The 24,790-nt window shown below is 67.6% G+C and carries 27 protein-coding genes, 1 tRNA gene and 1 pseudogene; 9 read left to right on the top strand and 20 right to left on the bottom strand.

The features are described from left to right. Window positions 1-83 precede the first annotated feature (83 nt). The 5 genes from IEX50_RS08360 to IEX50_RS08380 all read left to right on the top strand — a co-directional run bounded on the left by IEX50_RS08360 (window position 84) and on the right by IEX50_RS08380 (window position 3,813). The gene (locus tag IEX50_RS08360) at window positions 84-362 is read left to right on the top strand and encodes an integration host factor subunit beta (RefSeq protein WP_157174764.1); all 279 of its coding nucleotides are present in this window, start codon (window positions 84-86) and stop codon (window positions 360-362) included. 59 nt (window positions 363-421) lie between these two features. Next, window positions 422-503 (top strand) — tRNA-Leu (locus IEX50_RS08365). 337 nt (window positions 504-840) lie between these two features. Further along, the gene (locus IEX50_RS08370) at window positions 841-1,698 is read left to right on the top strand and encodes a ferredoxin--NADP reductase (RefSeq protein ID WP_157174763.1); all 858 of its coding nucleotides are present in this window, start codon (window positions 841-843) and stop codon (window positions 1,696-1,698) included. Window positions 1,699-1,882: 184 nt separating this feature from the next. Continuing rightward, a complete protein-coding gene (locus IEX50_RS08375) occupies window positions 1,883-3,364 on the top strand; it encodes an ABC transporter substrate-binding protein (RefSeq protein ID WP_157174762.1) in 1,482 nt (493 codons plus the stop codon). Window positions 3,365-3,372: 8 nt separating this feature from the next. Next, a complete protein-coding gene (locus IEX50_RS08380; protein ID WP_157174761.1) occupies window positions 3,373-3,813 on the top strand; it encodes a DUF4112 domain-containing protein in 441 nt (146 codons plus the stop codon). Window positions 3,814-3,848: 35 nt separating this feature from the next. On the opposite strand, the pseudogene IEX50_RS08385 reads toward IEX50_RS08380, so the two are convergent. From IEX50_RS08385 to IEX50_RS08445, 13 genes and pseudogenes are all read right to left on the bottom strand, one after another. Continuing rightward, a pseudogene (locus IEX50_RS08385) lies at window positions 3,849-4,580 on the bottom strand (ribonuclease T2 family protein). Next, window positions 4,580-4,981, bottom strand: coding sequence for a hypothetical protein (locus IEX50_RS08390; RefSeq protein WP_157174760.1), 402 nt, complete (start codon window positions 4,979-4,981; stop codon window positions 4,580-4,582). The pseudogene IEX50_RS08385 and the gene IEX50_RS08390 overlap by 1 nt, the downstream one beginning before the upstream one ends. A gap of 58 nt (window positions 4,982-5,039) precedes the next feature. After that, complete coding sequence (gene nadC, locus IEX50_RS08395; protein WP_157174759.1) at window positions 5,040-5,882, bottom strand: carboxylating nicotinate-nucleotide diphosphorylase; 843 nt, start codon at window positions 5,880-5,882, stop codon at window positions 5,040-5,042. A 153-nt stretch (window positions 5,883-6,035) separates the two neighbouring features. Next, a complete protein-coding gene (nadA, locus tag IEX50_RS08400; RefSeq protein WP_157174758.1) occupies window positions 6,036-7,037 on the bottom strand; it encodes a quinolinate synthase NadA in 1,002 nt (333 codons plus the stop codon). A 72-nt stretch (window positions 7,038-7,109) separates the two neighbouring features. After that, window positions 7,110-7,829: a DUF4230 domain-containing protein gene (locus IEX50_RS08405; RefSeq protein WP_157174757.1), complete on the bottom strand. Its 720-nt coding sequence runs from the start codon at window positions 7,827-7,829 to the stop codon at window positions 7,110-7,112. Further along, entirely contained in the window at window positions 7,811-8,653 is an 843-nt protein-coding gene (locus IEX50_RS08410; RefSeq protein ID WP_229673823.1) for an MBL fold metallo-hydrolase, read from the bottom strand. The genes IEX50_RS08405 and IEX50_RS08410 overlap by 19 nt, the downstream gene beginning before the upstream one ends. A 303-nt stretch (window positions 8,654-8,956) precedes the next feature. Continuing rightward, a complete protein-coding gene (gene grxD / locus IEX50_RS08415) occupies window positions 8,957-9,286 on the bottom strand; it encodes a Grx4 family monothiol glutaredoxin (protein ID WP_157174755.1) in 330 nt (109 codons plus the stop codon). A gap of 29 nt (window positions 9,287-9,315) precedes the next feature. Next, the gene (locus IEX50_RS08420) at window positions 9,316-9,552 is read right to left on the bottom strand and encodes a BolA/IbaG family iron-sulfur metabolism protein (RefSeq protein ID WP_157174754.1); all 237 of its coding nucleotides are present in this window, start codon (window positions 9,550-9,552) and stop codon (window positions 9,316-9,318) included. A 2-nt stretch (window positions 9,553-9,554) separates the two neighbouring features. Next, window positions 9,555-9,878 carry a DUF1476 domain-containing protein gene (locus tag IEX50_RS08425; protein WP_157174753.1) on the bottom strand — a complete coding sequence of 108 codons (324 nt, stop codon included), beginning with the start codon at window positions 9,876-9,878 and terminating at the stop codon, window positions 9,555-9,557. A gap of 98 nt (window positions 9,879-9,976) precedes the next feature. Continuing rightward, complete coding sequence (locus IEX50_RS08430) at window positions 9,977-10,975, bottom strand: NADPH:quinone oxidoreductase family protein (protein ID WP_184075126.1); 999 nt, start codon at window positions 10,973-10,975, stop codon at window positions 9,977-9,979. Window positions 10,976-11,030: 55 nt separating this feature from the next. After that, complete coding sequence (locus IEX50_RS08435) at window positions 11,031-11,771, bottom strand: NAD-dependent deacylase (protein ID WP_157174752.1); 741 nt, start codon at window positions 11,769-11,771, stop codon at window positions 11,031-11,033. A gap of 357 nt (window positions 11,772-12,128) precedes the next feature. Next, window positions 12,129-12,848: a response regulator gene (locus IEX50_RS08440; RefSeq protein WP_157174751.1), complete on the bottom strand. Its 720-nt coding sequence runs from the start codon at window positions 12,846-12,848 to the stop codon at window positions 12,129-12,131. After that, window positions 12,805-14,298: a PAS domain-containing sensor histidine kinase gene (locus IEX50_RS08445; RefSeq protein WP_157174750.1), complete on the bottom strand. Its 1,494-nt coding sequence runs from the start codon at window positions 14,296-14,298 to the stop codon at window positions 12,805-12,807. The genes IEX50_RS08440 and IEX50_RS08445 overlap by 44 nt, the downstream gene beginning before the upstream one ends. A gap of 340 nt (window positions 14,299-14,638) precedes the next feature. Between IEX50_RS08445 and IEX50_RS08450 the strand changes: the two genes are divergently transcribed. Beyond that, window positions 14,639-14,887 (top strand): SDR family oxidoreductase, encoded by a 249-nt coding sequence (locus IEX50_RS08450; protein WP_229673824.1) that lies wholly within the window; start codon window positions 14,639-14,641, stop codon window positions 14,885-14,887. 195 nt (window positions 14,888-15,082) lie between these two features. On the opposite strand, the gene IEX50_RS08455 is transcribed toward IEX50_RS08450, so the two are convergent. Then, complete coding sequence (locus tag IEX50_RS08455) at window positions 15,083-16,384, bottom strand: SLC13 family permease (RefSeq protein ID WP_157174749.1); 1,302 nt, start codon at window positions 16,382-16,384, stop codon at window positions 15,083-15,085. 80 nt (window positions 16,385-16,464) lie between these two features. Between IEX50_RS08455 and IEX50_RS08460 the strand changes: the two genes are divergently transcribed. Continuing rightward, the gene (locus tag IEX50_RS08460; protein WP_157174748.1) at window positions 16,465-17,343 is read left to right on the top strand and encodes a hypothetical protein; all 879 of its coding nucleotides are present in this window, start codon (window positions 16,465-16,467) and stop codon (window positions 17,341-17,343) included. On the opposite strand, the gene IEX50_RS08465 is transcribed toward IEX50_RS08460, so the two are convergent. Next, complete coding sequence (locus IEX50_RS08465; RefSeq protein WP_157174747.1) at window positions 17,340-18,605, bottom strand: DUF2254 domain-containing protein; 1,266 nt, start codon at window positions 18,603-18,605, stop codon at window positions 17,340-17,342. The genes IEX50_RS08460 and IEX50_RS08465 overlap by 4 nt on opposite strands. Window positions 18,606-18,970: 365 nt before the next feature. Between IEX50_RS08465 and IEX50_RS08470 the strand changes: the two genes are divergently transcribed. After that, on the top strand, window positions 18,971-19,675 hold the full coding sequence (locus tag IEX50_RS08470; protein WP_157174746.1) for a fatty acid desaturase CarF family protein: 705 nt from the start codon (window positions 18,971-18,973) through the stop codon (window positions 19,673-19,675). Between the two features lie 27 nt (window positions 19,676-19,702). On the opposite strand, the gene IEX50_RS08475 is transcribed toward IEX50_RS08470, so the two are convergent. Both IEX50_RS08475 and IEX50_RS08480 read right to left on the bottom strand, forming a co-directional pair. Beyond that, a complete protein-coding gene (locus IEX50_RS08475) occupies window positions 19,703-20,158 on the bottom strand; it encodes a response regulator (RefSeq protein ID WP_157174745.1) in 456 nt (151 codons plus the stop codon). 11 nt (window positions 20,159-20,169) lie between these two features. Beyond that, complete coding sequence (locus tag IEX50_RS08480; protein WP_157174744.1) at window positions 20,170-21,267, bottom strand: PAS domain-containing protein; 1,098 nt, start codon at window positions 21,265-21,267, stop codon at window positions 20,170-20,172. Between the two features lie 121 nt (window positions 21,268-21,388). Between IEX50_RS08480 and IEX50_RS08485 the strand changes: the two genes are divergently transcribed. Beyond that, window positions 21,389-22,387, top strand: coding sequence for a glycosyltransferase family 2 protein (locus tag IEX50_RS08485; protein WP_157174743.1), 999 nt, complete (start codon window positions 21,389-21,391; stop codon window positions 22,385-22,387). On the opposite strand, the gene IEX50_RS08490 is transcribed toward IEX50_RS08485, so the two are convergent. The 3 genes from IEX50_RS08490 to IEX50_RS08500 are packed head-to-tail and all read right to left on the bottom strand — an operon-like array spanning window position 22,316 to window position 24,706. Next, window positions 22,316-22,909 (bottom strand): class I SAM-dependent methyltransferase, encoded by a 594-nt coding sequence (locus IEX50_RS08490; RefSeq protein WP_157174742.1) that lies wholly within the window; start codon window positions 22,907-22,909, stop codon window positions 22,316-22,318. The two genes, IEX50_RS08485 and IEX50_RS08490, sit on opposite strands and share 72 nt — an antisense overlap. Then, window positions 22,899-23,690 carry a PIG-L deacetylase family protein gene (locus IEX50_RS08495; protein WP_229673825.1) on the bottom strand — a complete coding sequence of 264 codons (792 nt, stop codon included), beginning with the start codon at window positions 23,688-23,690 and terminating at the stop codon, window positions 22,899-22,901. The genes IEX50_RS08490 and IEX50_RS08495 overlap by 11 nt, the downstream gene beginning before the upstream one ends. Further along, a complete protein-coding gene (locus IEX50_RS08500; protein ID WP_157174741.1) occupies window positions 23,648-24,706 on the bottom strand; it encodes an acyl-CoA dehydrogenase family protein in 1,059 nt (352 codons plus the stop codon). Before IEX50_RS08500 ends, IEX50_RS08495 begins: the two co-directional genes overlap by 43 nt. Window positions 24,707-24,790 lie beyond the last annotated feature (84 nt).

The raw sequence follows: 24,790 nt of genomic DNA on the forward strand, positions 1-24,790 counted from the left end.
TGGATCAAGTAGACAGGGTGGTCCGAACCGCCCGTTCCGCCGCTCCGCATCCCTGCATGCCGTGCGCGGCCCAGGGAGATCGCATGATCAGGTCCGAACTTGTTGCCCGCCTTCACGAGGCCAATCCGGATCTGGGAACGCAGGAGATCGAACGCATCGTGACGTTGGTGTTCGACGCCATCGTGGACAAGCTCGCCGCCGGCGGCCGCGTCGAACTGCGCGGGTTCGGGACCTTTTCCACCCGCGCCCGCGCCGCCCGCCAGGGCCGCAACCCGCGCACCGGCGACGCGGTCGAGGTCGACGCCAAACGCGTCCCCTATTTCAAACCCGGCAAGGACATGCGCACCCGCCTCAACGTCTGACGGGCTTGACCCCGGCCGCCGGATGCGGTCATCCCTGCGAGGGGCCGGAGCGTTTCCGGGCGGACGTGGCGAAACCGGTAGCCGCGACGGACTTAAAATCCGTTTCTTTCGGGAGTGCGGGTTCGAGTCCCGCCGTCCGCACCCTCTGTCTTTGTGGCTGCAGCCCAGCATGACACAACTCTGTCAAACCAAATCCCGTTCGTGCCGAGTAGAGACCGAGTAGCGCCCCTCGGCGCGTAACGAGGGCTCGTATCGAAGCATGGGTCCGGACCGATGCTTCAATACGGGTCTTCGGCAGCCTCAGCCCCTACTCAGGACAAACGGCTGCGGGTGCTGTCGGTCTCAAAACCGCAAGGCGTTCGAAACACTAACGCCCCAGCTTTCCCCACCCCAACCTCATCTCGGGTGCAAAAGCGCGGATCGTCCGTTAAGGGACCACCAACCCAATCGACGCCGCCGCTGCGGCAAAAGGACCGACATGACCGATCCCGTGGCCCCGTCCGCGATCCCCCTCGCCACCGCCGCTGCCGCCCCTGCGGCGACCGGGCTCGAACCCACCACCGCGCTGTCGGTCGAAAACATCCTGTGGGTGCGCCACTGGAACGAGCATCTGTTCAGCTTCGCGATCAGCCGCCCGGCCAGCTTCCGCTTCCGCTCCGGCGAATTCGTGATGATCGGGCTGCCGGGGCCGAAGGGCAAGCCGTTGCTCCGCGCCTATTCGATCGCCAGCCCGGCCTATAGCGACGAGCTCGAATTCCTTTCGATCGCGGTCGAGGACGGCCCGCTGACGTCGCAGCTCCGCCACGTTCAGGCCGGCGACCAGATCTATCTCGGCCGCAAGCCCACCGGCACGCTCGTCTCCGACGCGTTGCTCCCCGGCCGCCGGCTGTTCCTGATCTCGACCGGCACGGGCCTCGCGCCGTTCCTGTCGGTCGCGCGCGATCCCGACATCTACGACCAGTTCCAAGAAATCGTGATCGTCCACAGCGTGCGGCGCGTCGCCGACCTCGCCTACCGCACCGAACTGGAAGCTGCTTTCGCCGACGACCCGCTGATCGGCGAACAGGCGCAGGACCAGCTCGGCTACGTGCCCACCGTCACGCGTGAGGACTTCCACACCACCGGCCGCATCGACGCGCTCGTCGCCTCGGGCAAGCTGTTCGTGCCTCCGCTCACCGGCGGCCGCGAATTCGACCCCGCCGAGGATCGCATCATGCTTTGCGGCAGCATGGCGATGATAAAGGACTTCGCCGGCTTCCTCGACGGCCTCGGCTTCACCGAAGGCTCCAACGCCGCCCCCGGCCACTACGTCATCGAACGCGCCTTCGTGGGGTGAGGATGCGGGTGGGCCCCCCTCCCACCCGACACCCGTTCGTGCTGAGTAGCGACCGATTAGCGCCGCCTGGCGCGTACCGAGGGCGCGTTTCGAGACACCGTGCGTCACGCCCGTCGACGAACCGCGAAGTCGCAGACCAAAAGAAGCCTAGCCCCATCAGCGGGATGCTCTAGGTTAAGCGGCAATGCGGTATTTCCCCCTGCTCCTCCTGCTGCTGCCGGCCGCGTGCGATACCAGCGGCGACGTGCCGAATGACGAACCCGTCGCGGTCAGCGTCATTGGTCCACGCCCCCGGCTCGTCGATCCCAGCCGGCGCGGCTACACCCCGCCCGATGCGGTCCTGCTCGGCGCGGTGGCGCAGGGGCTCGTCCGGCTCGACGCGGCGGGTCAGATCGAACCCGGCCTCGCGATTCGCTGGGACGTTTCGGACGACGGGCTTTATTACACTTTCCGCATCAATTCCGACGCCGCGCTCGATGCCGCCGCCGTCGCACGCCGGCTCCGCGCCGCGATCGCGCCCGCCAGCGACAACCCGCTCGCGTCCGAACTGACCGCCATCGCCGAAATCGTCGCGGTCACCGACGAGGTCGTCGAGATCCGCCTCGCCGCCCCGCGCCCGGACCTGCTGCTCCTCCTCGCCCAGCCGGCGCTCGCGTTGTTCGACAAGGGCGCGCCCGGCGGCACCGGCCCGTTCCGCGTCCTGCGCCGCACCCGCGACGGCGACCGCCTCACCCTCGTCCGCCCGGCCGACGCCCCCGCATCGCCGGACGATGACCCCGCCGATGTCCCGGCCGAACCCAACGACCCCGCCACCGACATCCTGCTCCGCGGCGAACGCGCGGCAAAGGCGGTCGCGCGGTTCAAGGCGGGCGGTGCCGGCGTCGTGCTCGGCGGCCGCTTCACCGACATCGCCATCGCGCGGGCGGACGGTGGCGCGGCGACCACGCTCCACATCGATCCCACCACCGGCCTGTTCGGCTTCGCCATCGTCTCGAACCAGGGCATCCTGTCCGCGCCGGAAAATCGCCTCGCGCTCGCCGTCGCGCTCGATCGCGACCGCATCGTCCGGCTGTTCGCGGATGGCTGGACGGCGCGCACCGGCATCGTGCCGACCGGTAGCGACGACCTGCCCGACCCGGTCGTACCCGATTGGTCCGCAGCACCGCTGGCTCAACGGATCGCGTTCGCGACCGACACCATCGCCCGCTGGCGTGCACAGAACCCCGCCGTCCAGCCCGTCCCACTCCGCATCGCCATCCCCGCCGGCCCCGGCGGGCGGATGCTCTTCGCGCTCGCCGCGCAGGACTGGCGGCGCATCGGAATCGACACGATCGCGGTCGCCACCGACGCCCCCGCCGACCTGCGGCTGGTCGACCGCGTCGCCCCGTCGGGCAGCGCGGCGTGGTACCTCCACCGCTTCACCTGTGACCGCAGCCCCCTGTGCAGCGAGCGCGCCGACGCCGCACTGGCCGCCGCCCGCGCCGCGCGCGATCCCGTCACGCGCGCCGCCCGGCTGGCCGATGCAGACCGCAGCCTCGCCGATATCGCGGTGTTCATCGCGATCGCCTCGCCCTTGCGCTGGGCGCTCGTCGCCCCCAACCTCAACGGCTACCGCGACAATCCGCGCGCCATCCACGCGCTGGATGCGTTGCGCAGCCCGGACTAGGACGCCCCATGCGAATTTCGCCCGAACAGATCGATCAGCTGGCGTCCGGCCTGCCCGGCATGGGGCGCGATCCCGCCGCCGTCCGATTGCGCGTGGAAACGCTCGAACATCTGCTCGAACGCGCCTTCACCATCCCCGGCATCAACCGCAAGGTCGGCATGGACGCGCTGCTCGGCCTCGTGCCCGTCGTCGGTGACATCGCCACCGCTGCGATGGGCGCCTGGATTGTGTGGGAGGCCCGCAACCTCGGCATGTCGAAATGGCAGCTTGCGCGCATGATGGGCAATGTCGGCTTCGACACCGCGATCGGCGCGATCCCGGTGGTCGGCGACCTGTTCGATTTCGCCTTCCGCTCCAACACGCGCAACCTGGCCATCATTCGCCGCCATCTCGACAAGCATCACCCGGCCACCGTGGTGGTCGACGCAGCGCCGCTTTCGAAATCCTGACACGGGCCGGGGCAGCGAAGCCGCCCCGTACGAACTCACGCCCCCTGACGCGCCCTACCGCCCCCGCCGCGCCAGATCCGCAGCGGCGCGTTCATCGCCAGCCCGCCCTGATGCGCCGGACACGCCACCGGCCGGTACGCACGCGACAGGCAGATCCACACCTCGTCCAGCCACCCGTTCCGCGTGGCCGTCACGCGCATCATCTCCGCCCGCATCCCCGGATTGACCGCCGCAAACGCCTGCGCAAACCCGCCCGCGGTCAGGCTCCGCCGCGACAGCGCGTTCATGTCCGGATAGCGCAGCGCGCCGTACAACCGCCCCGACTGCGCGAAATAATCCGTCGGCCGCGTCGTCATGCACGTCCCGTGCTTGGCTCATTCATGCTGCAACAGCTGCGCCGACGGCGTCGCGCACAGGTTGGCGCGCACCACCGGCTTCGGCAGCACCGCCGTCGCCCGGCAATATTGCGGCCATTCCTTGCCCGCCCCGTCCGGCCACAGGCCGTGCAGCGTGAAGCCGAACTTCGGCCGCGTGCCCCCACACTGGAACGCATCGCGCGCGCTCGACTTCTTCGCGCGGCAATATTCCGGCGACCAGGTGATCGCCAGCGTATAGCTCGCGATCGGCAGCAGCCGCTGCGGCTGGCTTTCGGATGGCAAGTCCGGCCGCGGCGTCTCCACCTCCGCCGGCACGCGGCACGACACCGCCTGCGCCGCCGCCACGCCGGGCATCAGGGCGATCGCAACCGCAAGCAACGCCCGCCGCATCACCCGCGCACGCCCGCAAACCACGCCTTCGCATCCGGCCGGAACAGCAGGTAGATCACCACGATCGACAGCACGAACTGCGACACCGCCAGGATCGAGACCGACCCCATCGCCGACAGGTTCTGCACCGAGAACAGGAACGACACGACCGCAAGGCCACACAGCACGATGACGATCCAGCGCGCCACGTTGCTCGCCTTGCGCGACGCCAGCAGCGCGATGCCTGCCAGGATCGCGGCCATCACCCACTGGATCGTGATCAGCGCGCCTTCCGACACCGGCATGCCGTTCATCTGCATCAACGCCGCGGTCTGCCCCGCCATCAGATAGGTCGCCACGATGCCGAGCAGCAGCGCGGCGATGTACACATATTCGAACTGCACGATGGATTTCGGTCGCATGTCTTCCCCCCTTGGATCGGGGCGCAGCTTAACGCACACGCCCCCACCCGCAAGGGGCTCAGACCGCGGTGAAGTCCAGCCCGATATCCGCCGCCGGTGCCGACTGCGTCAGCCGCCCGACCGAGACATAGTCGACGCCCGACGCCGCGATCGCCGCGATCGTGTCCAGCCGCACGCCGCCCGATGCCTCGGTGGGCACGCGCCCTGCCACCTGCCCCACCGCCGCGCGCAACGTCGCCGGGTCCATATTGTCGAGCAGCAGGTGCGTCGCGCCCGCCGCCAGCGCCGGTTCGATCTGCTCGGCGCGGTCCACCTCCACGATGATCCGCGCGATCCCGGCCGCCACCGCGCGCCGCACCGCCTCCCCGATGTCGCCCGCCACCGCGACATGATTGTCCTTGATCATCGCCGCGTCCCACAGGCCCATGCGGTGGTTGGTCGCCCCCCCCGTCCGCGTCGCGTACTTCTCCAGAACACGCAGCCCCGGGATCGTCTTGCGCGTATCGAGCAACGTCGCGCCGGTTCCCCGGATCGCATCGACATAACCGCGCGTCATCGTCGCGATTCCCGACAGATGCTGCACCGTATTCAACGCCGCCCGCTCCGCCGTCAGCAGCGCCCGCGCACGGCCCTGCAACCGCATCAGCACCGCGCCCGCCTCGACCTGCGCGCCCTCCTCGGCAACGATCTCGATCGTCACATCCGGATCCAGCGCCCGGAAAAACGCCGCCGCGATCGGCAATCCCGCCACAGTGACCGGATCCCGCGCCGCCATCACGCCGGAGAACTGCGCCTCCGCCGGAATCACCGCCGCCGACGTCACGTCCCCCGACCCAACATCCTCCGCCAACGTCGCCGCGACGAACGCATCGAGATCGAAACCGGAAAGGGAAAAGGTCATGCGCAACGTCCGCAACAAGAGGAACAGAAAAGCCCCCTCCTTTTCAAGGGAGGGGGTTGGGGGTGGGTGCAACAGCACCCCAAATGCAACGTCGCGACAACGACCAGCGACCACCCACCCCCAACCCCTCCCTTGAAAAAGAGGGGGGTACGCTCAGTCCCCCGTCACCCGCGCAATCCCCAGATCCCCGCGCCCCACAGATCCAGCGGCCATCGCCAGCATCCGGTCCAGCGGCGCCTTCGCCCGCAACCGCGTCGCCTCGTCGATCTCGATCCGCGGCTCAAGGTCACGCAGCGCGACGTACAGCTTCTCCAGCGTATTCAGCGCCATGTACGGGCACATATTGCAGTTGCAGTTCCCGTCCGCCCCCGGCGCCCCGATGAACGTCTTGTGCGGCGCCGCCTTCTGCATCTGGTGGATGATATGCGGTTCGGTCGCGACGATGATCGTCTGCGCCGGGCTCGACAGCGCGAACTCCAGGATCGCGCGCGTCGACCCGACCTGGTCGGCATGGTCGAGGATATAGGCCGGGCATTCCGGATGCGCCGCCACCGGCGCACCGGGGTTCAGCGCCTTCAGCTTCAGCAGTTCGGTCTCGGAAAACGCCTCGTGCACGATGCACGCGCCCGGCCACAACAGCATGTCGCGCCCGGTCTTGCGGTTGAAATACGCGCCCAGGTTCTTGTCGGGCGCGAAGATGATCTTCTGGTCCATCGGCAGCTGCGCCAGGATCTTTTCCGCCGACGACGACGTCACGATGATGTCGCTGTGCGCCTTCACCGCCGCCGAACAGTTGATGTACGTCAGCGCGATATGGTCGGGATGCGCCGCGCGGAACGCCGCGAACTGCTCGGGCGGGCAGCTGTCCTCCAGGCTGCACCCGGCATCCATGTCGGGCAGGATCACGGTCTTCTGCGGGCTCAGGATCTTGGCGACCTCCGCCATGAACCGCACGCCGCAGAACGCGATGACGTCCGCATCGGTCGACGCCGCCTTGGACGACAGGTCCAGACTGTCCCCGACGAAGTCCGCCAGGTCCTGGATCTCCGGATCCTGGTAATAATGCGCCAGGATCACGGCGTTGCGGTCCTTGCGCAACCGATCGATCTCGGCCCGCAGGTCCAGTCCTGCCAGGCTGGTGGTCGGTGCATTCATCCCGCTTCTCCTCGGGAGAAGCAGATAGTAGGTCCGAACGGTCTTGTCAGGTGCCGGATTGCGCCGTGTCGATCACGGCAGCGCGAGGATCTCCGCGATGGACCGGCTCCGGTCCAACTGCGCATCGTCCCCGCCCGGCTCGCCCTCGTACCGCACGCGCACCGTCGCATCGACGCCCGCGATGCGCAGCGGCCGCACCAGCAGCGCCGCGATCTGCGCGCGCCCGTTGCGCCGCGCCGCCGCCAGCCGTTCGGGCTTGTTCGCCTCGCGCCGCGCCACCGCCTGCGCGCCGGCCGATGCCTGCTTCTGCAACGCCGCCATCGCCGCACGCGACACGAACAACCCGCTCGTCCGGTCCACCGTCATACGCGATTCGTCGACATTCACCGCATCGACCCGCACGTCGGGCACGGTCACGATCAGCGTGCGGCTCCGCGCATCCCACCGATAATCCCGCCGGTCGAGCCGCGACAGGTCGACGAAGTAGCTCGCCTCGAACGGCGCCTTCATCACGCGGTTCGACACCAGCATCCCGCCCATCCGCGTATCGGACGCCACGCTCTGCGCGATCCCGCCAATCCGCGACACGCGCAGGTCGCCCATCGGCGTGAACGACGTCACCACCGCTTCCGCCACCGCGCGCCCGCCATCGTCGGTCTGCACCTCGTAGCGGCTGATATAATAGCGATAGCCGATCAGCCCCGCGGCGACGGCCAGTACGATCACCGCGATCCCGATCGCCCAGCTCTGAACCAGTCCGCGCGGAGATGCCTTCAGACCGTCCTCGCCCAAGTCTCACCTCCGATCACCATCCCGCGCCGCTCCAGGTCAACTAGATGCGCCAGCACCGACCGCGCCGCCGCACCGCGCAGCTTTTCGTCCAGCCCGGCATACATCGTCGCGACCAGTTCCGCGATGGTCGCCGGCGTATCGCCCAGCCGCCGCAGGATCTGTCCCTCACGCTGTTTGCGGTGCCCCAGCATCCCGCGCACCAGCCGCTGCGGCCGATCGACCGGCTCGCCATGCCCCGGCCAGTAGACGAGCTCGTCGCGCCCGACCAACCGCTCCAGGCTGGCCATATACGCCCCCATGTCCCCGTCCGGCGGCGACACGATCGACGTCGACCACCCCATCACATGGTCCCCGCTGAACAGCGCGTCGGCCTCGGGCAAGGCATAGCAGAGATGGTTCGACGTATGCCCCGGCGTCGCCAGCGCGCGCAAAGTCCAGCCCTCGCCGGCAACCTCGTCGCCATCCGCCAGCACCCGGTCCGGCGCATACTCAAGATCATAAGCGGCATCGACACCGCCATCCGCCCCCGCCGCCGGCACCAGTGCCGCACACCCGACAATCGCCGCGCCGGTCGCGGCCTTCAACAAAGCTGCCGCCGGGCTATGGTCGCGGTGCGTATGGGTGCACACGATCGCCACGATCCGCTCCCCCGCGGCCGCCGCCAGGATGGCCGCGACGTGGGGACCATCCGCCGGCCCCGGATCGATCACGGCCACCTCGCCGCGCCCGACCAGATAGGTCTGCGTCCCGGTAAAGGTATAAGCCGAAGCATTGGGCGCGGTAAGCCGCCGCACCAGCGGATGCAGGATCGCGACAGCGGACATGGCGGGCTCCTTCATCCGGTACGCGGCGCGGGCGAGTTCCCGCTCAAAGCCTAAGCCCCAAACCGTCATTCCGGCGAAAGCCGGGATCTCCCTTCGGTTAACCCGAACCGCAAGCCAGAACGAGATCCCGGCCTACGCCGGTATTACGACTGAGGCAGGGGCAGAGGCGGAGGCAAGGAGCGACCAAAAAGCCCTCCCCCCACCGGGGGGAGGGTTGGGTGGGGGGCGTGGCTTGAGATGACCTCATCCCAAGCCACGCCCCCCACCCCCGACCTCCCCCCGGCAGGGGGGAGGGAGCAGAACTCAGCCCCGAACCACCTTCTTCTCGTCCAGCAGTTCCGCCAGTTCACCCGCCTCGTACATCTCCATCATGATGTCCGAACCGCCGACGAACTCGCCCTTCACATACAGCTGCGGAATCGTCGGCCAGTCCGAAAACTCCTTGATCCCTGCGCGGATGCCCTGGTCCTGCAACACGTCGACCGTCGCATATTCGACGCCGAGATGATCGAGGATCGCGATCGCGCGGCTGGAGAAACCGCATTGCGGGAACAGCGGCGTGCCCTTCATGAACAGCAGCACGTCGGCGGATTGCACGGCGGTGGCGATACGGGCCTGGGCGTCGTCGGTCATGGGCTAAAGTCCTACTAGCAATGTCAGGATCAGGAGGTGGGAACGCCCGTCTTCAGTTGCAACGCGTGCAGCACGCCGCCCATCCGCCCGCCCAGCGCGTCGTACACGCGGCGCTGCTGCGCGATCCGGCTCTGGCCCCGGAAACTCTCCGCCGTCACGGTCGCGGCATAATGGTCGCCGTCGCCGGCCAGGTCGGTGATGTGCACCACCGCATCGGGGATCGCGGCCACGATCATCGCGGTGATATCGGCTTCGGTCATCGCCATGATTATTGCGCTTCCATCAACTGGCGGCGCGCCGCGATCGATCGTTCGCTCAACGCCTCGCGGATCCGCGCCTCGTCCATGTCGACGCCGGCCGAGGTCAGGTCGCCCAGCAACTTGCGCACCACGTCCTCGTCGCCTGCATCCTCGAACTCGGCCTGGATCACCGACTTGGAATAGGCATCGGTCTCCTCCGCGGTCAGGCCCATCAGCGCCGCCGCCCATTCGCCTAGCAGGCGGTTGCGCCGCGCCACGACACGGAACTGCATCTCGTCGTCGCGCGCGAACTTCGTCTCGATTGCGCGCTCGCGCTCGTCGAAGGTGGTCATCGCTGCTTTGTCCTCGGTCAATCGTCACCCACCGGGATAGGGCGCGCACCGCCGCCGTGCAATGCCGCCCGTCATGTCCAACCCGTAACGTCACCTGCTCAACCGATCTCCACCACCAGCTTCCCGATCGCATCGCGCGAACCCAGCTTCGCGATCGCGCGGCCCGCATCGGCCAGCGCGAACCGCTCCGTCACCACCGGATCGATCCGCCCCTGCGCCCAGAGGCGGAACAGCGTGTCGACATGCGCGCGGTTCGCCGCCGGATCGCGCATCGCAAACGCCCCCCAGAACACGCCGCACACGTCGCAGCTCTTCAGCAGCGTCAGGTTGAGCGGCAGCTTCGGAATCCCGGCCGGAAACCCGACGACCAGATACCGCCCTTCCCACGCGATCGCACGCAACGCCGGCTCGGCATAATCGCCACCGACCGGATCGTAGATCACGTCCGCCCCGCCCGGGCCCACCGCCGCCTTGAACATGGCGGCGACCGCCTTCGACTGGTCCTTGTCGAACGGCGCGCGCGGATACACCACGACGGCATCCGCCCCCGCCGCCCGCGCCGCGTCCGCCTTCGCCTCGCTCGACACCGCCGCCACCACGCGCGCACCATGCGCCTTGCCCAGCCCGATCGCCGCCAGCCCGACGCCACCGGCGGCCCCCAGCACCAGCAACGTCTCCCCGCTCCGCAACCGGCCGCGATCGAGCAGCGCGTGGATCGTCGTGGCATAGGTCAGCAGCAGCGCCGCCCCGCCCGCGAAATCCCGCTCCGCCGGCAACGGAAAGGCCATCGCCGCCGGCACCGCGACCTGTTCGGCGAGGCCACCATGCCCGATCGTCGCCACCACCCGGTCGCCCACCGACCAGCCCTCGACCTCCGGCCCCACCGCGGCGACGACGCCCGCCACCTCGCACCCCGGTGCGAACGGCCGCTCGGGCCGCATCTGATACTTGTCCTCGATGATCAGCACGTCGGGATAGTTGATCGCGCACGCCCGCACATCGACCAGCAGCTCGCCGATCCGCGCGACCGGCGCCGCCACCTCGCTCAGCACCAGCGTTTCCGGCCCACCGGGCGCGATCGACAGCATGGCCTTCATCGGATGGGTCCTATCGGTCGCGTTTCTTCTCCGCCCCTTGTTCCCCAACTTTCCGTTAACGTAAAGCCCCGACCGCCAGCATCGCCGCGACCCACTCCGGCACCAGCGTCCCCGCCCGCCCCAGCCGCGTCTCGTCGAAGAAGATGCTGCCCGCCGACGGATCCAGGTTCAGCTCCAGTGTCTGCGCCCCGTAATGCCGCGCGGTCTGCACGAACCCAGCCGCCGGATAGACCGCCCCCGACGTCCCGATCGACACGAACAGGTCCGCATCGGCCAGCGCCGCCTCGATCGCATCCATATGATGCGGCATCTCGCCAAAGAACACGATGTCCGGCCTGAGCGCCGCGACCCCGCACACCGGACAGGCCGGCCCGCCCTCCAGCGCCCCGTCCCACGCCGTCCGCGCTCCACACGCCCGGCACAGCGCCGACCGCAGCGTCCCGTGCATATGCCACACCCGCTCCACCGGCAGGCCCGCGCGCTCCAGCAGATCGTCGACATTCTGCGTCACGATCGTCAGCCCGCCGTCCCACTCCGCCGCCAGCCGCGCGAGCGCATGATGCGCCGCATTGGGCGCCACATCCGCCAGCGCCGCCCGCCGCCCGTCATAGAATCGCTGCACCAGCCCTTCGTCGCGCTCGAGCGCCTCGGGCGTGCAGACCTCCTCGATCGTGTACGCCGTCCCGTCCGCCGTATCCCAGTAGTTCACACCCCCGACCGTTCGAAACGTCGGTATCCCCGACTCCGCCGACAACCCCGCCCCGGTCAGCACCACGATATTGCAGATTTCGCGCATGGCCTCTTTCTAGCACGGGACCGGCGATCGGAAACCTGTCCGCCACCACGACGCCTCTATCGGAACCGCTTTCAACCCAGAAGCGGTCGATTAAGCCTGAATGAAGGCAACTCGAAAGTGGTCATTCGTTCAGCTACGAAAGGACGTCGATTCACGATCACCCTGGCAGTTCTCGGCGCTTGAAGCGTGCCGCCTGGGCTATTCACCTCTTCGGCCACACTCAATCCAAGCCGGATGCGAAGCTCGGTCAAAAGTTCATTGGCGTCGGTAGGAACACGAATTCGGAGTTCGTGCGCGTCGCGGGTACCCAACCGCCTTCCTCGCCGCCGTGCCCGCGCTCCCGTGGCCACCTTCTGGCTACACGACAGCGGCAAGGCGCTGGAAGGCGGCGCTGAGGGCGTCGATTGAGTAGGGTTTGTGCAGCAGTTCGAACTCGCCCGAGCCGTCTTTCGACAGGATCTCGCTGTACCCGCTGGTCAGGATGATCGGCATGTCCGGCCAATGCCGTCTGATTTCATGGGACAGTTCGATCCCGTTCATGCCAGGCATCATCACGTCGGAGAAGACCACGTCGCACTGGTCCGCATTCTCCCGCAACTGTTTCAGTGCTTCGTCCGCATTCCGCGCCAGGGTGGCGTGATGTCCAAGGTCGTCAAGCGCCGCCATCGCAAAGCCGCCTACTTCCGGATTATCTTCGACGACCAGGATCCGAAGCGGTGCAAACGATGACCTATCGAGCGGCAGACTACCGTCGACCGAAGTCGACAGCTCAACTTCGCGGGGAAGAAAGAGGGTGAATTTCGCACCCTCCCCGACCTCGCTCGTCGCGATCACGTCACCGCCAGACTGCTTGGCGAAGCCGAACACCTGTGACAAGCCGAGACCAGTACCATGTCCCACCTCCTTCGAGGTGACGAACGGCTCGAAGATGCGCTCGAGATCATCGGCCGCGATACCAGAGCCGGTGTCGACGATCGAGATACAAACCCATTCGCCCATCCGCGCGCCATGCCCGCGGACCGGCGGGATGCGGTCACAAGGTTGAACGGTAATGGTCAGCCGTCCCTGCTGTTTCATCGCATCGCGCGTTGACCGCCATGTTGACTATGGCCGTCTCGAACTGCGTCACGTCCGCATTCGCATAGCATGCGTCGGCCGACAGATGCAGGTCCACTTCGATCATGGCACCGGCAAGCATCTCCATCATGTCATGCAGACGGCGGATGGTGTCGCCGACGTCGAACACCTGCGGTGTCAACGATGATCGCCTGGCAAAGGCGAGCAGCTGGCTGGTGAGCTTGGCGGCGCGATCCGCAGTCTGGGCGATCGCGTCGGTGTACCGCTCCCGCCGGTTCTCGGTCAGGCCAGGCCGCATCAGCAGCTTCGCCGATCCCCGGATGACGGTCAGCAGATTGTTAAAGTCGTGGGCGATGCCCCCGGTCAGCTGACCGAGCGTTTCCATCTTCTGGGCCTGCCGCAGGGCATCGTGCGCGCGGGTCAACTCGTCCGTCCGCTCCGACACCCGCCGTTCCAGGGTGTTGTTCACATCCTGGACTGCCGAAAACAGCCGCGCATTGTCGATCGCGATCGCCGCCTGCGCAGCGACGCTGGACAACAGCCGCTCATGCCGCTCGGTAAAGCGGCCAGGCTCGGAATGACCGAACAGCAGGCCGCCCAGCACCTCGCCCGTTCTGGACACCACCGATGCCGCCAGATAGCTGCGGACTGCCAGATGACCGGGCGGCATGCCGGCATAAGGCAGATTGCGGCCGTACCGATCATCAACAAGGATATCGTCGGAACGAACCACGCCTTCGTTCCGGAATGTAGGCTTGAAGATGGCAGTCTCTCGAGGACGCCCCAGCGCCTCGAACTTGGCCCGTGGTGCGCCGGATAGCGTAAAGATATCCAGGCGCTGCCCGGTTTCGTCCAGAAGGTTGTGGAAATAGGCGCCGAATTCCGCGCCGGTCAGTTTCACGCCGGCATCGGTGACCATCTGCACGAGCGGCTCGATGTCCAGCTCGGCCGCGAGAGCCGCACCCGTCTGATTGAGCGTTTCGAGCGTCTGCGTCTCCGCGATGAGACTCTGCTCCAACACCACGGCATCGGTTGTCTCGATGACCGTTGCCAGCGCGCCCGCGGGTGTGCCGTCCGGGTCCAGAACCGGGGCATAGCTCAGGTCAAAAAAGACCTGTTCGGCTGCCCCATCGCGGTAGATTGTCATTTCCTGGCGGGCAAATGTCAGCGACCGGCCTGCAAGGCAGGTTTGCAGGACGTCTTGGTTAAAGGCGGCCGCCTCGGGCCATGCTTCCCGAACCGGACGGCCAAGGATGGCAGGATGATACCGGCCGGCGATCACCGCATAATGCTCGTTGTAAATCAGGATACCCTCGGCACCCCAGAGCAACGCCATCGGGATAGGGGACTGCAGAACGATTGCCGTCGCGAACCGGAGGTGTGAAGGCCAGTCAGCTAATGGCCCGGTGGTTGAGGCGCTCCAGTCATGCGCCGCAATCAACGGCGCCATTTTGTCCGCGCTCCGGAGAAAGCCGGGGTAACCACTCATTTTACGACAATGCCCCGCGCTGATATCCGTTTGTTACTGCTCGACAATTCCGCTGAGATCCTGATTGCCTGATTATCTTCGCGGCAGCGCCCCGGTTTTCCTGAAAAGATGTTCGGTTACCGACCTGCACAACCGATTTCCAAGGCTTGGGTCTAAGCCAAGTGCCGGAGCTCCCGCAAGGTCAGGCTATGTGGTCGAGTGACGAATACTCGTCATCCTGATAGGAGTGTTTCGGGCGAACTCGCCTTCCCGGCGACCGCAGTCTACAGCGCGACCAAGGCGGCCGTAGCGGCGTTGGCACGTGGCTGGGCGAAGAACCTCGCACCTCGCACCTCTAAAGATTCTGGTCAGCACGGTGCAGCCGGGCCCGATCGACACCGACATGAACCCTGGCGACAGTGAGTTCGGCCAGCAAATGCTCGGGTTCATTCCGCTCGGCCGCTACGGCGAGGTCGAGGAGATTTCGGGTGCAGTCGCTTTCCTCGCCGGGCCCGATGCGAGCTACATTACGGGCACCACGCTAAACATTGACGGAGGTGCAGCTGCCTAACAGCTAGCGATCAGCCCCTCCGTTAGATTGGAGCGGCCGATTGCGCTCAAGCGCGTGACGCAGGAGACCCACAACCGGCCATTCCGAGACGGTTCGACACTTCCCAACTTCGGACATCCGCTCATGTTGACGTGACGCCGGCTCGTCAGCTCGTCCAGCCGGAACGGCGGCGGCCAGACGACTTCGCCGACCGACCTAAAAAGGAAAGAACGCCCCGATCGCAACAATCGCCACCGCGAACGTGAGCAGGTTGAGCGGCAGGCCGACCCGGACGAAGTCCATGTAGCGATACCCCCCCATCTGGTAGACGATCACGTTGGTCTGATACCCGAATGGGGTGGCAAAGGCGGCACTGCCCGCCATCATGACCGCGACGAGGAACGGCCGCGGACTGACCCCGAGGCTCTCCGCCAGCGCCACCGCGATCGGCGTGACCAGCACCGCCACCGTGGCGTTCGACAGCAATTCGGTCAGCACCATCGTCAGACCGTAGAGCACGACGAGAGCGACGAGTGGGCTAACACCGTGCAACGAGGCCACCAGCGTGTTCGTCGCGACTGCGGCGAGACCACTCTCCTCCATCGCGATGCCGATCACGACCATCCCCGCGATGAGGATCAGGATCTGCGGCCGCAAACCTCCATAAGCCTCATCCGCGGTGATGACGCGCATCAGGATCAGCAGCACGGCCCCTGCGAAGGCGGACGCGGCGATCGGCGCAATGTCCATCGCCGCCGCCGCGATCGCCCCGACGAACACTATCCCTGCCAGCACGGCATTCACCGGCTGGAACGGCCGACGCTCCGCAAACAGGTCCGCGTCGCCGATCTGCGCGCCCGGCGCCTCGAAATCCGGCGCATGCTGAACGATGGCCGGCCCCGTCAGGCTGCGGCCCATCAGCCGGCCGCTGAACAGGAACAGGTAGAGCCCGCCGGCCAGCGCGATAGGCAACCCGACGGGCGTGATCTCGAACAGCCCGAACCGCGGCTGGCCCGCGACACGCGCCATATCGTCGACCAGCAGGTTGGTGGACGTGCCGATCAGCGTGCAGCAGCCGGTCAGCACGGTGATGTAGGACAGCGGCATCAGATAGCGTTTCGGTGGCAGCTTCAGCGCGGTCGCGACGTCGCGGACGACCGGCGCGCCGAGCACCACGATCGGCGTACTGTTGAGGAAACAGGACAGGAACCCGATCAGCGCCAGCAGCAGCCAGACCCCGGCCGCCCCCAGCCGCCGGCACATCCGAACCGCCAGATCGATGCCACGATCGAGCAGTCCCGACAGTTCGAGCGCGTAGGCAATGACGAACAGCGAGGCGAGCGCGATGATCGCGGGGCTGGCGAACGCGCCCTGCACCTCCACCGGCCGCACGACGCCCGTCACCAGCAGTACCGCGGCTCCCGTCAACGCGACCACGTCGGACCTCACTTTGTCCCAGATCAGCGCGCCTACCACTGACACGAGCACGACGAGCGTGAGGATCTGCGCGATGGTCACCCGAAAACGATCCTCAGCGATTGTGGACAGCCTGTCACGTTCATGGTGAACCCTTTGCCGGACCTTGCTATGGCGTGTCCATGAGGGAACCCAGTCCGCGCAATAGCCGCCTCGCCATCACCGCCGGAATCGTCGCGGTCGCGGTCGTCGGCGGCGGCGGGTTCCTGCTCGGACAGCGCGCGACGACCCCGCGTCCGATCGCTGCCGTCCCGGCCCCGGTCGCGATCCCGGCGCCGGCTGTTCAACAGAATGACGCCGGACGGACATTGGGTCGGGGCGATCTGATCGCGCTGGCCGCTACCGCCGCGGATGCCACCGCACGCGGCACGGCCATGCCCGCCACGTTACGGGACATGATCGCTCGCCCCTTCTCGATCGCGCTTCCGTTCGGGTGCGATGGCGCGGCAACCGAGGGCAGCGATGCGGCCATGCGCTGGACCTACGATGCCGCGGCCGGTGCCCTGCGGATCCACGTCGCGCCGTCTGCTTGGCTGCCTGCCGACTGGTGGCCGCGCGGGGCACCGGACGGGGTCGAAGCGCTGGAGGGCTTCTGGGTTGCGCGCCCCTGGACCAGTAGCGAGACCTGCCCGGCGGACCAGGACCCGGTTGCGGCGACCGGCGCAGAGCCGGTGACCCTACCCGGCCAGACGCTCGCGGTCGGACAGATCTTCGGCCCGGAAAGCGGCCGACAGGGCCGCCGTGAGGGCAGCCCCTACACAACCGTCCTGCGCGTTAAACCCGAGGAGGTTCAGGCAGACCAGGGTTTCCGTGTGCGGCTGATCGGCCATATCGCCGCCGCCCCGGACGGTGCTCCGGTCGTGTGCCAACAGGTGGGCGGTGCGGAACAGCGCCCGGTGTGCCTCGTCGCCACCTCGCTCGACGAGGTCAGGATCGAGAACGGCACGACCGGCGCAACGCTGGCAACCTGGCCGACCGACCGGCCCCGCGCAGCCAGCTAGGGCTCTCGTCGTACCAGTCGGGCTGCGGCACGAAGAACCGCAACGTCGTCGCCTTTGCCCAATGCCGCCGCGGCGCGGGTGAACGCCGCATTCGCATGATGCGCGGCAATCGTCGCGAACGATGACGGAGCATGGCCGGCAAGCGCGGCCAGTGTCTTCTGCAGGCGCAACTGTACCTCGATGATCTGCGCCCCGTCGCGCGCAATCGGCCGGAAGGCATCGTCGAACATATCGGCAATCGCCAAGTGCGGCGCATGAACTCGTTCGTGACGCCCGGCGTCCTCCCCGCGATCCGTATCGACCAGATCGCACAGAACGCGCTGCACCGACCCGAGAACGCGAATGGCCGTACCGGGATCGTTGACCGCGGGGGAAAGCGCGCGCGACGCAATTTCCGTCGGCACGATCAGCCCGAAGCGTGGATCCTGTTCGAACTCGCGATCCTGAAGGACCGAGAACGCCGCGTTAATGCTCTTGCGAGCCTCGTCGTCGAACGCACCCACGACATGGGCCAGCGGTCGTTCGGCATGGACGAGCGCCCCCGGTAATCCGGCAATGTGGATCGTCAGATCCTGCCGGTCCGCCAGCCGCGCCAGACCCGTCACGTCGATGTGGGCAAGATACCCGATCTCCGCGCTGTAGATCGCCACCGCCGAATCGGGCACGGCGACAGGCGGCTGCGCGCCCAGATGCGGTGCCTTCGCCCAGGCCTGCATCGCGCGCCGCGCCACCGTCTCGACCCGCTCGATCGTGTCGCGGACCCGCCCGAAACTGGACAGATGTTGAATCCAGCGCAGCAACGTGATGGCGATGATCGCAACGATCAGGATCGTCGCGAAGAACAGCACCACCCGCCCCTCCGCCCCGTATAGTCCGGTCGTCAGCGCGATGATGCCAACGATGCTGAACAGGAACGTGCCGACGAACGTCGACAACGCGTTCTGCGTGAAACGATCGTCAATCAGGAGTTGCGTCGCACGCGGCGTGACCGTGCTGGTCGCCGATCCATAGGCCGTAACCGATGCGGACAGCGCAAACGTCGTGACGGCCAGCATGCTCGACGCCATAATGGTCAGGATATTGTCGACCGCCTTGCCGCCGACCCGCAGGCTGAGCTCGTAAGGAATGAACGGCGCCACCCACGCCGCGACCAGCGCCGTCAGAATCGCCGCGATGCTGAACAACGACGCGCGAAACCAAATCCGCTTCGTGATCTGCCGGATCATATAGGCACCGCGGCCCGCCAGGTAACCGCCGCGCATCATACCCCCCCGCCTGCGGCCAGTCGGCGGCCACTATAAGCGAGAGACGAAGGATAGGCCGCTTCGATCCATCTTCCGGAATCACACGCTCACTGTTTGTGAACAAACGACCGGAACGCCAAAACCAAGGCTAGGTGGCGGCCGCGGTCTCCGCCAGAAGCGGCCACTTGAGCACCTGACCCGCCGCCTGAACGAGCGTCCGATTACGACGATTGCCGCCTGAGAGCGGTCAGGCCGTAATCCACCAAAACCCGCCGTTTGCTGAACGTTACGATCGTCATGGACAAACCCCTGCTCCGCGTTCCCAACGGGTCGCATCGGACGGGGTTAGCCGCTATGTAGACCGCGAACATTTTAGGAATCGCATGAAGATCCGCCTCGCCCTCATCCTGCTCGCCGTGCTGCTCGCGGTCGACCTCGGCGTCATGGTTGCGCGGGCGGACTGGTGGATCGTGCCGGGCGCGCTGCTCGGCTGGTATCTCGCCGACATGATGTCGGGCGCGGTCCATATGTATATGGACTACAAGCCGTGCCGCGAGGGGATCGGGCTCGACACGCTCTATTTCTACGAAGGATCGCGCGAGTCCGACCATTATATTAAGCTTCGCGACGCCACCTTCGCGCAACTCGGGCCGTTCGAGCGGCTGGTGTTCGATTTCAAGAACCACCACCCGCGCCCCGATGCGCTGGGGCGGCGCAACATCGTGCGGCTGATCGGCTCGACCGTACTGTTCGCCACGCTGCCGTTCACCGCGCTGCTGACCCTCGTCTGCCTGCTGCTCCCGCTCCCCGCCGGCGTCATCGCGGTCGGGATCACTTTCGCGATCGGCACCACCTTCGCGCAATATTTCCACGGCGCGCTCCACCGCCAGGACGTGCCGTGGATCGTGCGCGCGCTCCGGGCGACCCGCCTCGTCATGCGGCCGAGCGATCACGCCCATCACCACGCCACGCTGACCTGCGATTTCAGCACGAACAATGGCTGGTCCAACCCGCTGCTCAACCGCGTCTTCGCCTGGCTGCAACGCAGTGGCCGCCTGCCGCCCGAGGGGCTCGAGCCCGCACGCTGATCACAGGCACCGACGAAAGCTAAGCCCCTACTCCGCGGGCGCTTCCCACCGCTGCCGCACGATCGGCGACGCGACGAAGCTCCGCGGCGGCTGCGTGCTGGGCGGCGGATCGCAAAGCCCTTCCTCGATATAGCGCATCGCCGCCATCAGGCCCGCGCGCGAAAACGGCTTGGGCACAATCCCGTGGGCGCCCGCGAAATCGTCCGGCACCTTCTTGGGGTTCGCGGTGACGAACACGACCGCGGTCTCCTTCCAGTGCGCCTTGATGAACGCCGCAACGTCCAGCCCGTTCGACCCTTCGGCCAGCTGGATGTCGACGAACGCCACGTCCGGCGGCGCCAGCCCGACCAGCGACCGCACGGTCGTCAGGCTCGATGCCTCGCCCACCACTTCATGCCCGCAATCCTCGACGATCGCTTCGATATCCATGGCGAGCAATGCCTCGTCCTCGACGATCAGGACACGCAACGGGGGATGATGCATCCTTGGCGTCCTTACTCTGCGACGGGGAAGGACACTAATACGCACGTCCCGGGGTTGGCGTTCCGCCACACCGTCTCCGCCCGCAACTGGCGCGACAGGCGCGACACCAAAGTCCGGCCGATCGTCTCGCCGACGGACTCTATCGCGAACCCCGGCCCGTCGTCGCACAGCATGATCCGACCCATGTCGCCCTCGCGGTACACCTTCAGCGTTAGCGTGCCCGCCCGCTCGTCCGCGAACGCATGCCGCACCGCATTGACGATCAGCTCGTTCAGGATCAGCCCCAGCGCGGTCGCATCCGCCGCGCGGATCTGCAACGACGCCACCTCGGTCTCCAGCACGATGTCGTCGCGCCCGCTGCCCGCCAGGATATCGCTCGTCAGGTCCTGCGCGAACGCCCCCGCATCGAACCGGTGGATGTCGCGATTCTGGTACAGCCGGCGGTGGACGGTCGCCAGCGCATCGACCCGCTCCAGCATGGTCTCCAGCGTCACGCGCAGCGCCTTGTCCGGGATGGCGCGCGCCTGCAACCGCAGCAGCGACCCGACCATCGTCAGGTTGTTCTTTACGCGGTGATCCACCTCGTGCAGCAGCAGCGACTTGGTCTCCAGCGCCGCCTCCAGGTCCGCGGTCCGGCTCTGCACCTGCGCTTCGATGTCGCTCTTCTGCACCGCGATCGCCGCGTGCGCCTCGACCCGCTCCGTCACGTCGAGCAGCGACGCGAAGTAGAATTGCGTCTCGCCCTCCTCGCTCCGCACCGGACTGACGTACAGCGCGTTCCAGAAGGTGCTGCCGTCGCGGCGATAGTTCAGCAGGTCGACATTGATCGGCGTCTCCGCACGGATCGCCTCGCGCAGCCGCTCGATCGCGTCCCGGTCCGTATCGGGGCCCTGCAGGAACCGGCAATTCTGCCCGATGATCTCGTCGCGCGAATAGCCGGTCAGGTCCTGGAACGCCTGGTTGGCGAACACGATCGGGTTGTCCGGCTGGCGCGGGTCGGTGATCATCATCGGCATCCGCGTCCCGCGGATCGCGGCGGCGAACGGATCGCCGCGCCCCAGTTCGTGGAGCACCTTCTCGGTCAGGTGCCAGTCTTCTTTCTGCTGCATGGATGCTCGTTTCCGTACGGTCTGGTCTGTCGTCCTGCGGCAGTCTGACAATAGAACCTGCCGCTTTGCCGACCGGTTCCGCAGATCGGAACGAACCCCGCCGCCGGTCATTTCTTTTGCTATGATAAGATCGGAGCGGGACGCGATCCGGAATGTCGCGATCGCCATCCCATTACGGGACGAGGCGGAGTGCATCGCCGCATGCCTCGACGCGATCGATCGCGCGGCACAGCGTTATGCCGGCCACGTCACCGTCGTCGCCTTCGCCAATGGCTGCACCGACGACAGCGTCGCCATCCTCACCCGCTACCGCCCGCAGCATTTCGAACTGGACGCCCGCGCCGTGTCGATGCTCCCCGGCGCGCGCCACGCCGGCTGGGCCCGCCGCCTCGCACTCGATGCCGCCGCCGACCTCCTGACGGACGACCAAGACCTGCTGCTCGGCACGGATGCGGACACGCTCGTCGCCCCCGACTGGATCGTGCGGACCGACGCGCATATCGACGCCGGTCACGATGCGGTCGCCGGCCTCGCCCTCACCCTCCGCACCGAACGCGCCGCGCTCGGCCCCGCGGCGGTCGCCCGGCTGAACCTGCTCGGGCGCTACTTCACCGCGATCGACTATCTCCGCGCACCGACCGCGACCGACGACGCCTGGCCCTGCCATGGCTATGAGGGCGGCGCGAGCATGGCGCTGACGCTCGGCCTCTACCGCCGGATCGGCGGCGCACCGACACCCCCGGTCGGCGAAGACCGCGCGCTGTTCACCGCAATCCGCACCGCCGGCGGCCGCATCCGCCACGCGCGCGACGTGCGGGTCTTCACCTCCTGCCGCACCGAGGGCCGCGCATCGGGCGGCATGGCCGAAACGCTCCGCACCTGGATCGAGCAGGACGAGGCCAAGCCGCTCCACGAAACCTACCCGGTCCACGTCATGGTCGCCCCACAGGACCATGACGACCGTCAGCCGCTCAGCTTCGCGACGCTCCCAGCCGCGATGGCCACCGCGCGCCGCATCGTCCGCGCACGGCGGTCCGCCACCGACACCTCAGTCGGCCACGTCTTCCCGCCGCCACAGGTCGAGCCGGTAGGCGTCGTGGCGCTCGGCATGGACGGCTGACACCGCGTCGCCCAGCGCGGCGCGCAACTCCGCCGTCGCGGTATCGGCGGGCTTCGGATAATCGGTCGTCCCAGTCCAATGGACCAGCATCAGATACGCCCCCGCGGCGGTCGCCCCGCGCAGATACGCCCCCAGCCGCACGATATCCGGGCTGTCGAGGTAGTAGACGACCTCCGACAGCATCACGAGATCGAACGAACCCTCCGGCACATCGTCCGGCATCGCCATCTTCGCGAAGGTGACCTGCGGCAGGTCCGCACACCGTTCCGCCGCCCGCGCCAGCGCCGTCTCCGACACGTCGACCGCCACCAGTGCATCGCACCGCGCCGCCAGCCGCTCGGTCAGCACCCCGATCGAACAGCCGACCTCCAGCACGCGCCCGAATTGCTCCGCCGGCAGGGCGGCCAGCGTGCGGTCATACTTCGCCGCCTCATACTCGCTCGTCTCGAACTTCCACGGATCGGGGTCGTCGCGGTACATCTTCTCGAAATAGTCCGCGTCGATTGTCGTCTCACGCCGCATGTCCGGCTCCTTCCAGCAACACCGTCCGCGGCCGTGCGGTCAGCGCGATCATCGCGCGCGGCAGGCGGAACGGATCGACCGCGCCTTGCACCCGCGTCCCCGTCTGACTGCGATGGCAATCGATCGACCGCCGATGCGCCCGCCGCGCCGCCGCCACGTCCACCGACACCACCCGCCGCCCGTTCAGCTTCGCGCCCAACGCCGGATCGGTCCAGCCCCACACCAGATATTCGTACAACCGCACCCGCCCCCGCGCCGCGGTCACCACCGCCCGCGCCAGAGCCGCCGCCGCCTCATGATCACAATGCGCCTCGCCCGACCAGCACACCGCCAGCGCGCGAACCCGATGTCGCACGATCAGCGCACTCAACCGCCGCACCCCCGCCCGAAACACCTTATCCCCCACAACCGGCGGCGCCGCATCGCGCCAGCCGAGATGCACCGCCGGCCGTACACTCAGCGCCCGCACCGCATGCCCCGCTTCCTGTCGACGTACACCCGCCAGCCGCCGCGGCCCCCAGCGCGGTGCCCCGACATGGCTCGCCGCCCCGTCCGTCAGGATCGCCATGCGCGGATCCGCCCCCGCCGCCGCCAGCCGCGCAAGCATGCCACCCGCCCCCAGCGCCTCGTCATCCGGATGCGGCGCCAGCACCAGCCACGGCCCCAGCGCCGCCAACGCACGCACGTCCAGCCCGCGCCCACGCCGCACCAGCCGCGCCCAGGTCCGCTGCCCCGGCGCTACCACCACCGATCGCTGCCCCAGCAATCCTGCTCGATCCACGCCCCCGCCGCTCGGTCGCGCGCTTGGTCCGGCACCGGCTGGCGCAGGTACAGTCCCAGGTCGCGCGTGATCCGGTCGATCCGGTTGCCCGTGAAGAACGACGCCGTCCCCACGGCCCGCGCCGCCGCCTCCATCGTCGCCAGCCCGGCCTCCTCCACAACGCCACGCGTCATCAGCACCAGCGCGACGGCATCCGGCTCACCAGCCTCGGTCGCCTGCGCCGCGCGATCGACCCACAAGGCCGCCGACCGCACCGCCGCCACACACGCCCCGAACCGCGCGCGCTGGATCGCGTCGCCATCCTTCTTCGCGGCGACCAGATGATCGCGGTAATGCCGCAGCAACGCGATCACCCCGCCAAGCTGCACCGCCGTAAACCGCCACGCCCCGCCGCTGAACCGCGGCTCAGTCTCGTACACGTCCCCGCCGCCGATCATCGCAGCGTCGGGCACCACAATTCCGTCGAAATCGAACGCCCCGCTGCCGGTCCCCTTCATCCCCCGCACCGTCCAACCGCTCAGGTCGACCCGCGCCTCCTCCCAGCGCAGGTCGACGAACACCAGCCGCTTGGTCCCGTCGGGCCCACGTACGGTGATCAGCACGCGATCCAGAAACCCGGCGCCCGTCGCGAAACTCTTCTCGCCCACCAGCCGCCAGCCATCGTCCTGCGGCACCGCCTGCATCTCCGGCGCCGGCCCGGTCGCCCACACGCCGAAGATCATCCCCGCCGCCAGGTCCTCCGCCAGCATCGCGCGCTGCGCCGCATCGCCATACGCATTGACCAACTGCGCGGCATTCACATGCCCCTCGAAGATCCGCCCCAGCCCCAGGTCCGCCCCGCCGACCAGCCGCAACGCCTCGACCAGCGCCGCCGTCTCTTCGCCCGCCGCGACGGTCGCAAACGCCCGCGTTGCCCCCATGTCGCGCAACGCCGACATTTTCTCGGCCGGAAACACGCCCTCGACGTCCGGATCGGCCCGATCCCACTCCAGAACCGCACTCCGCAGGGTCGGCATCAGATCGGCGTCGATAGCGATGACAGGGCTCCTCAAACTCCCCACTCGAACGGCGCACCGCGACCGACGTTCCACCGCGAGCCA

The sequence above is a fragment of the Sphingomonas prati genome (genome assembly GCF_014643515.1).
Lineage (GTDB): Bacteria > Pseudomonadota > Alphaproteobacteria > Sphingomonadales > Sphingomonadaceae > Sphingomonas_R > Sphingomonas_R prati.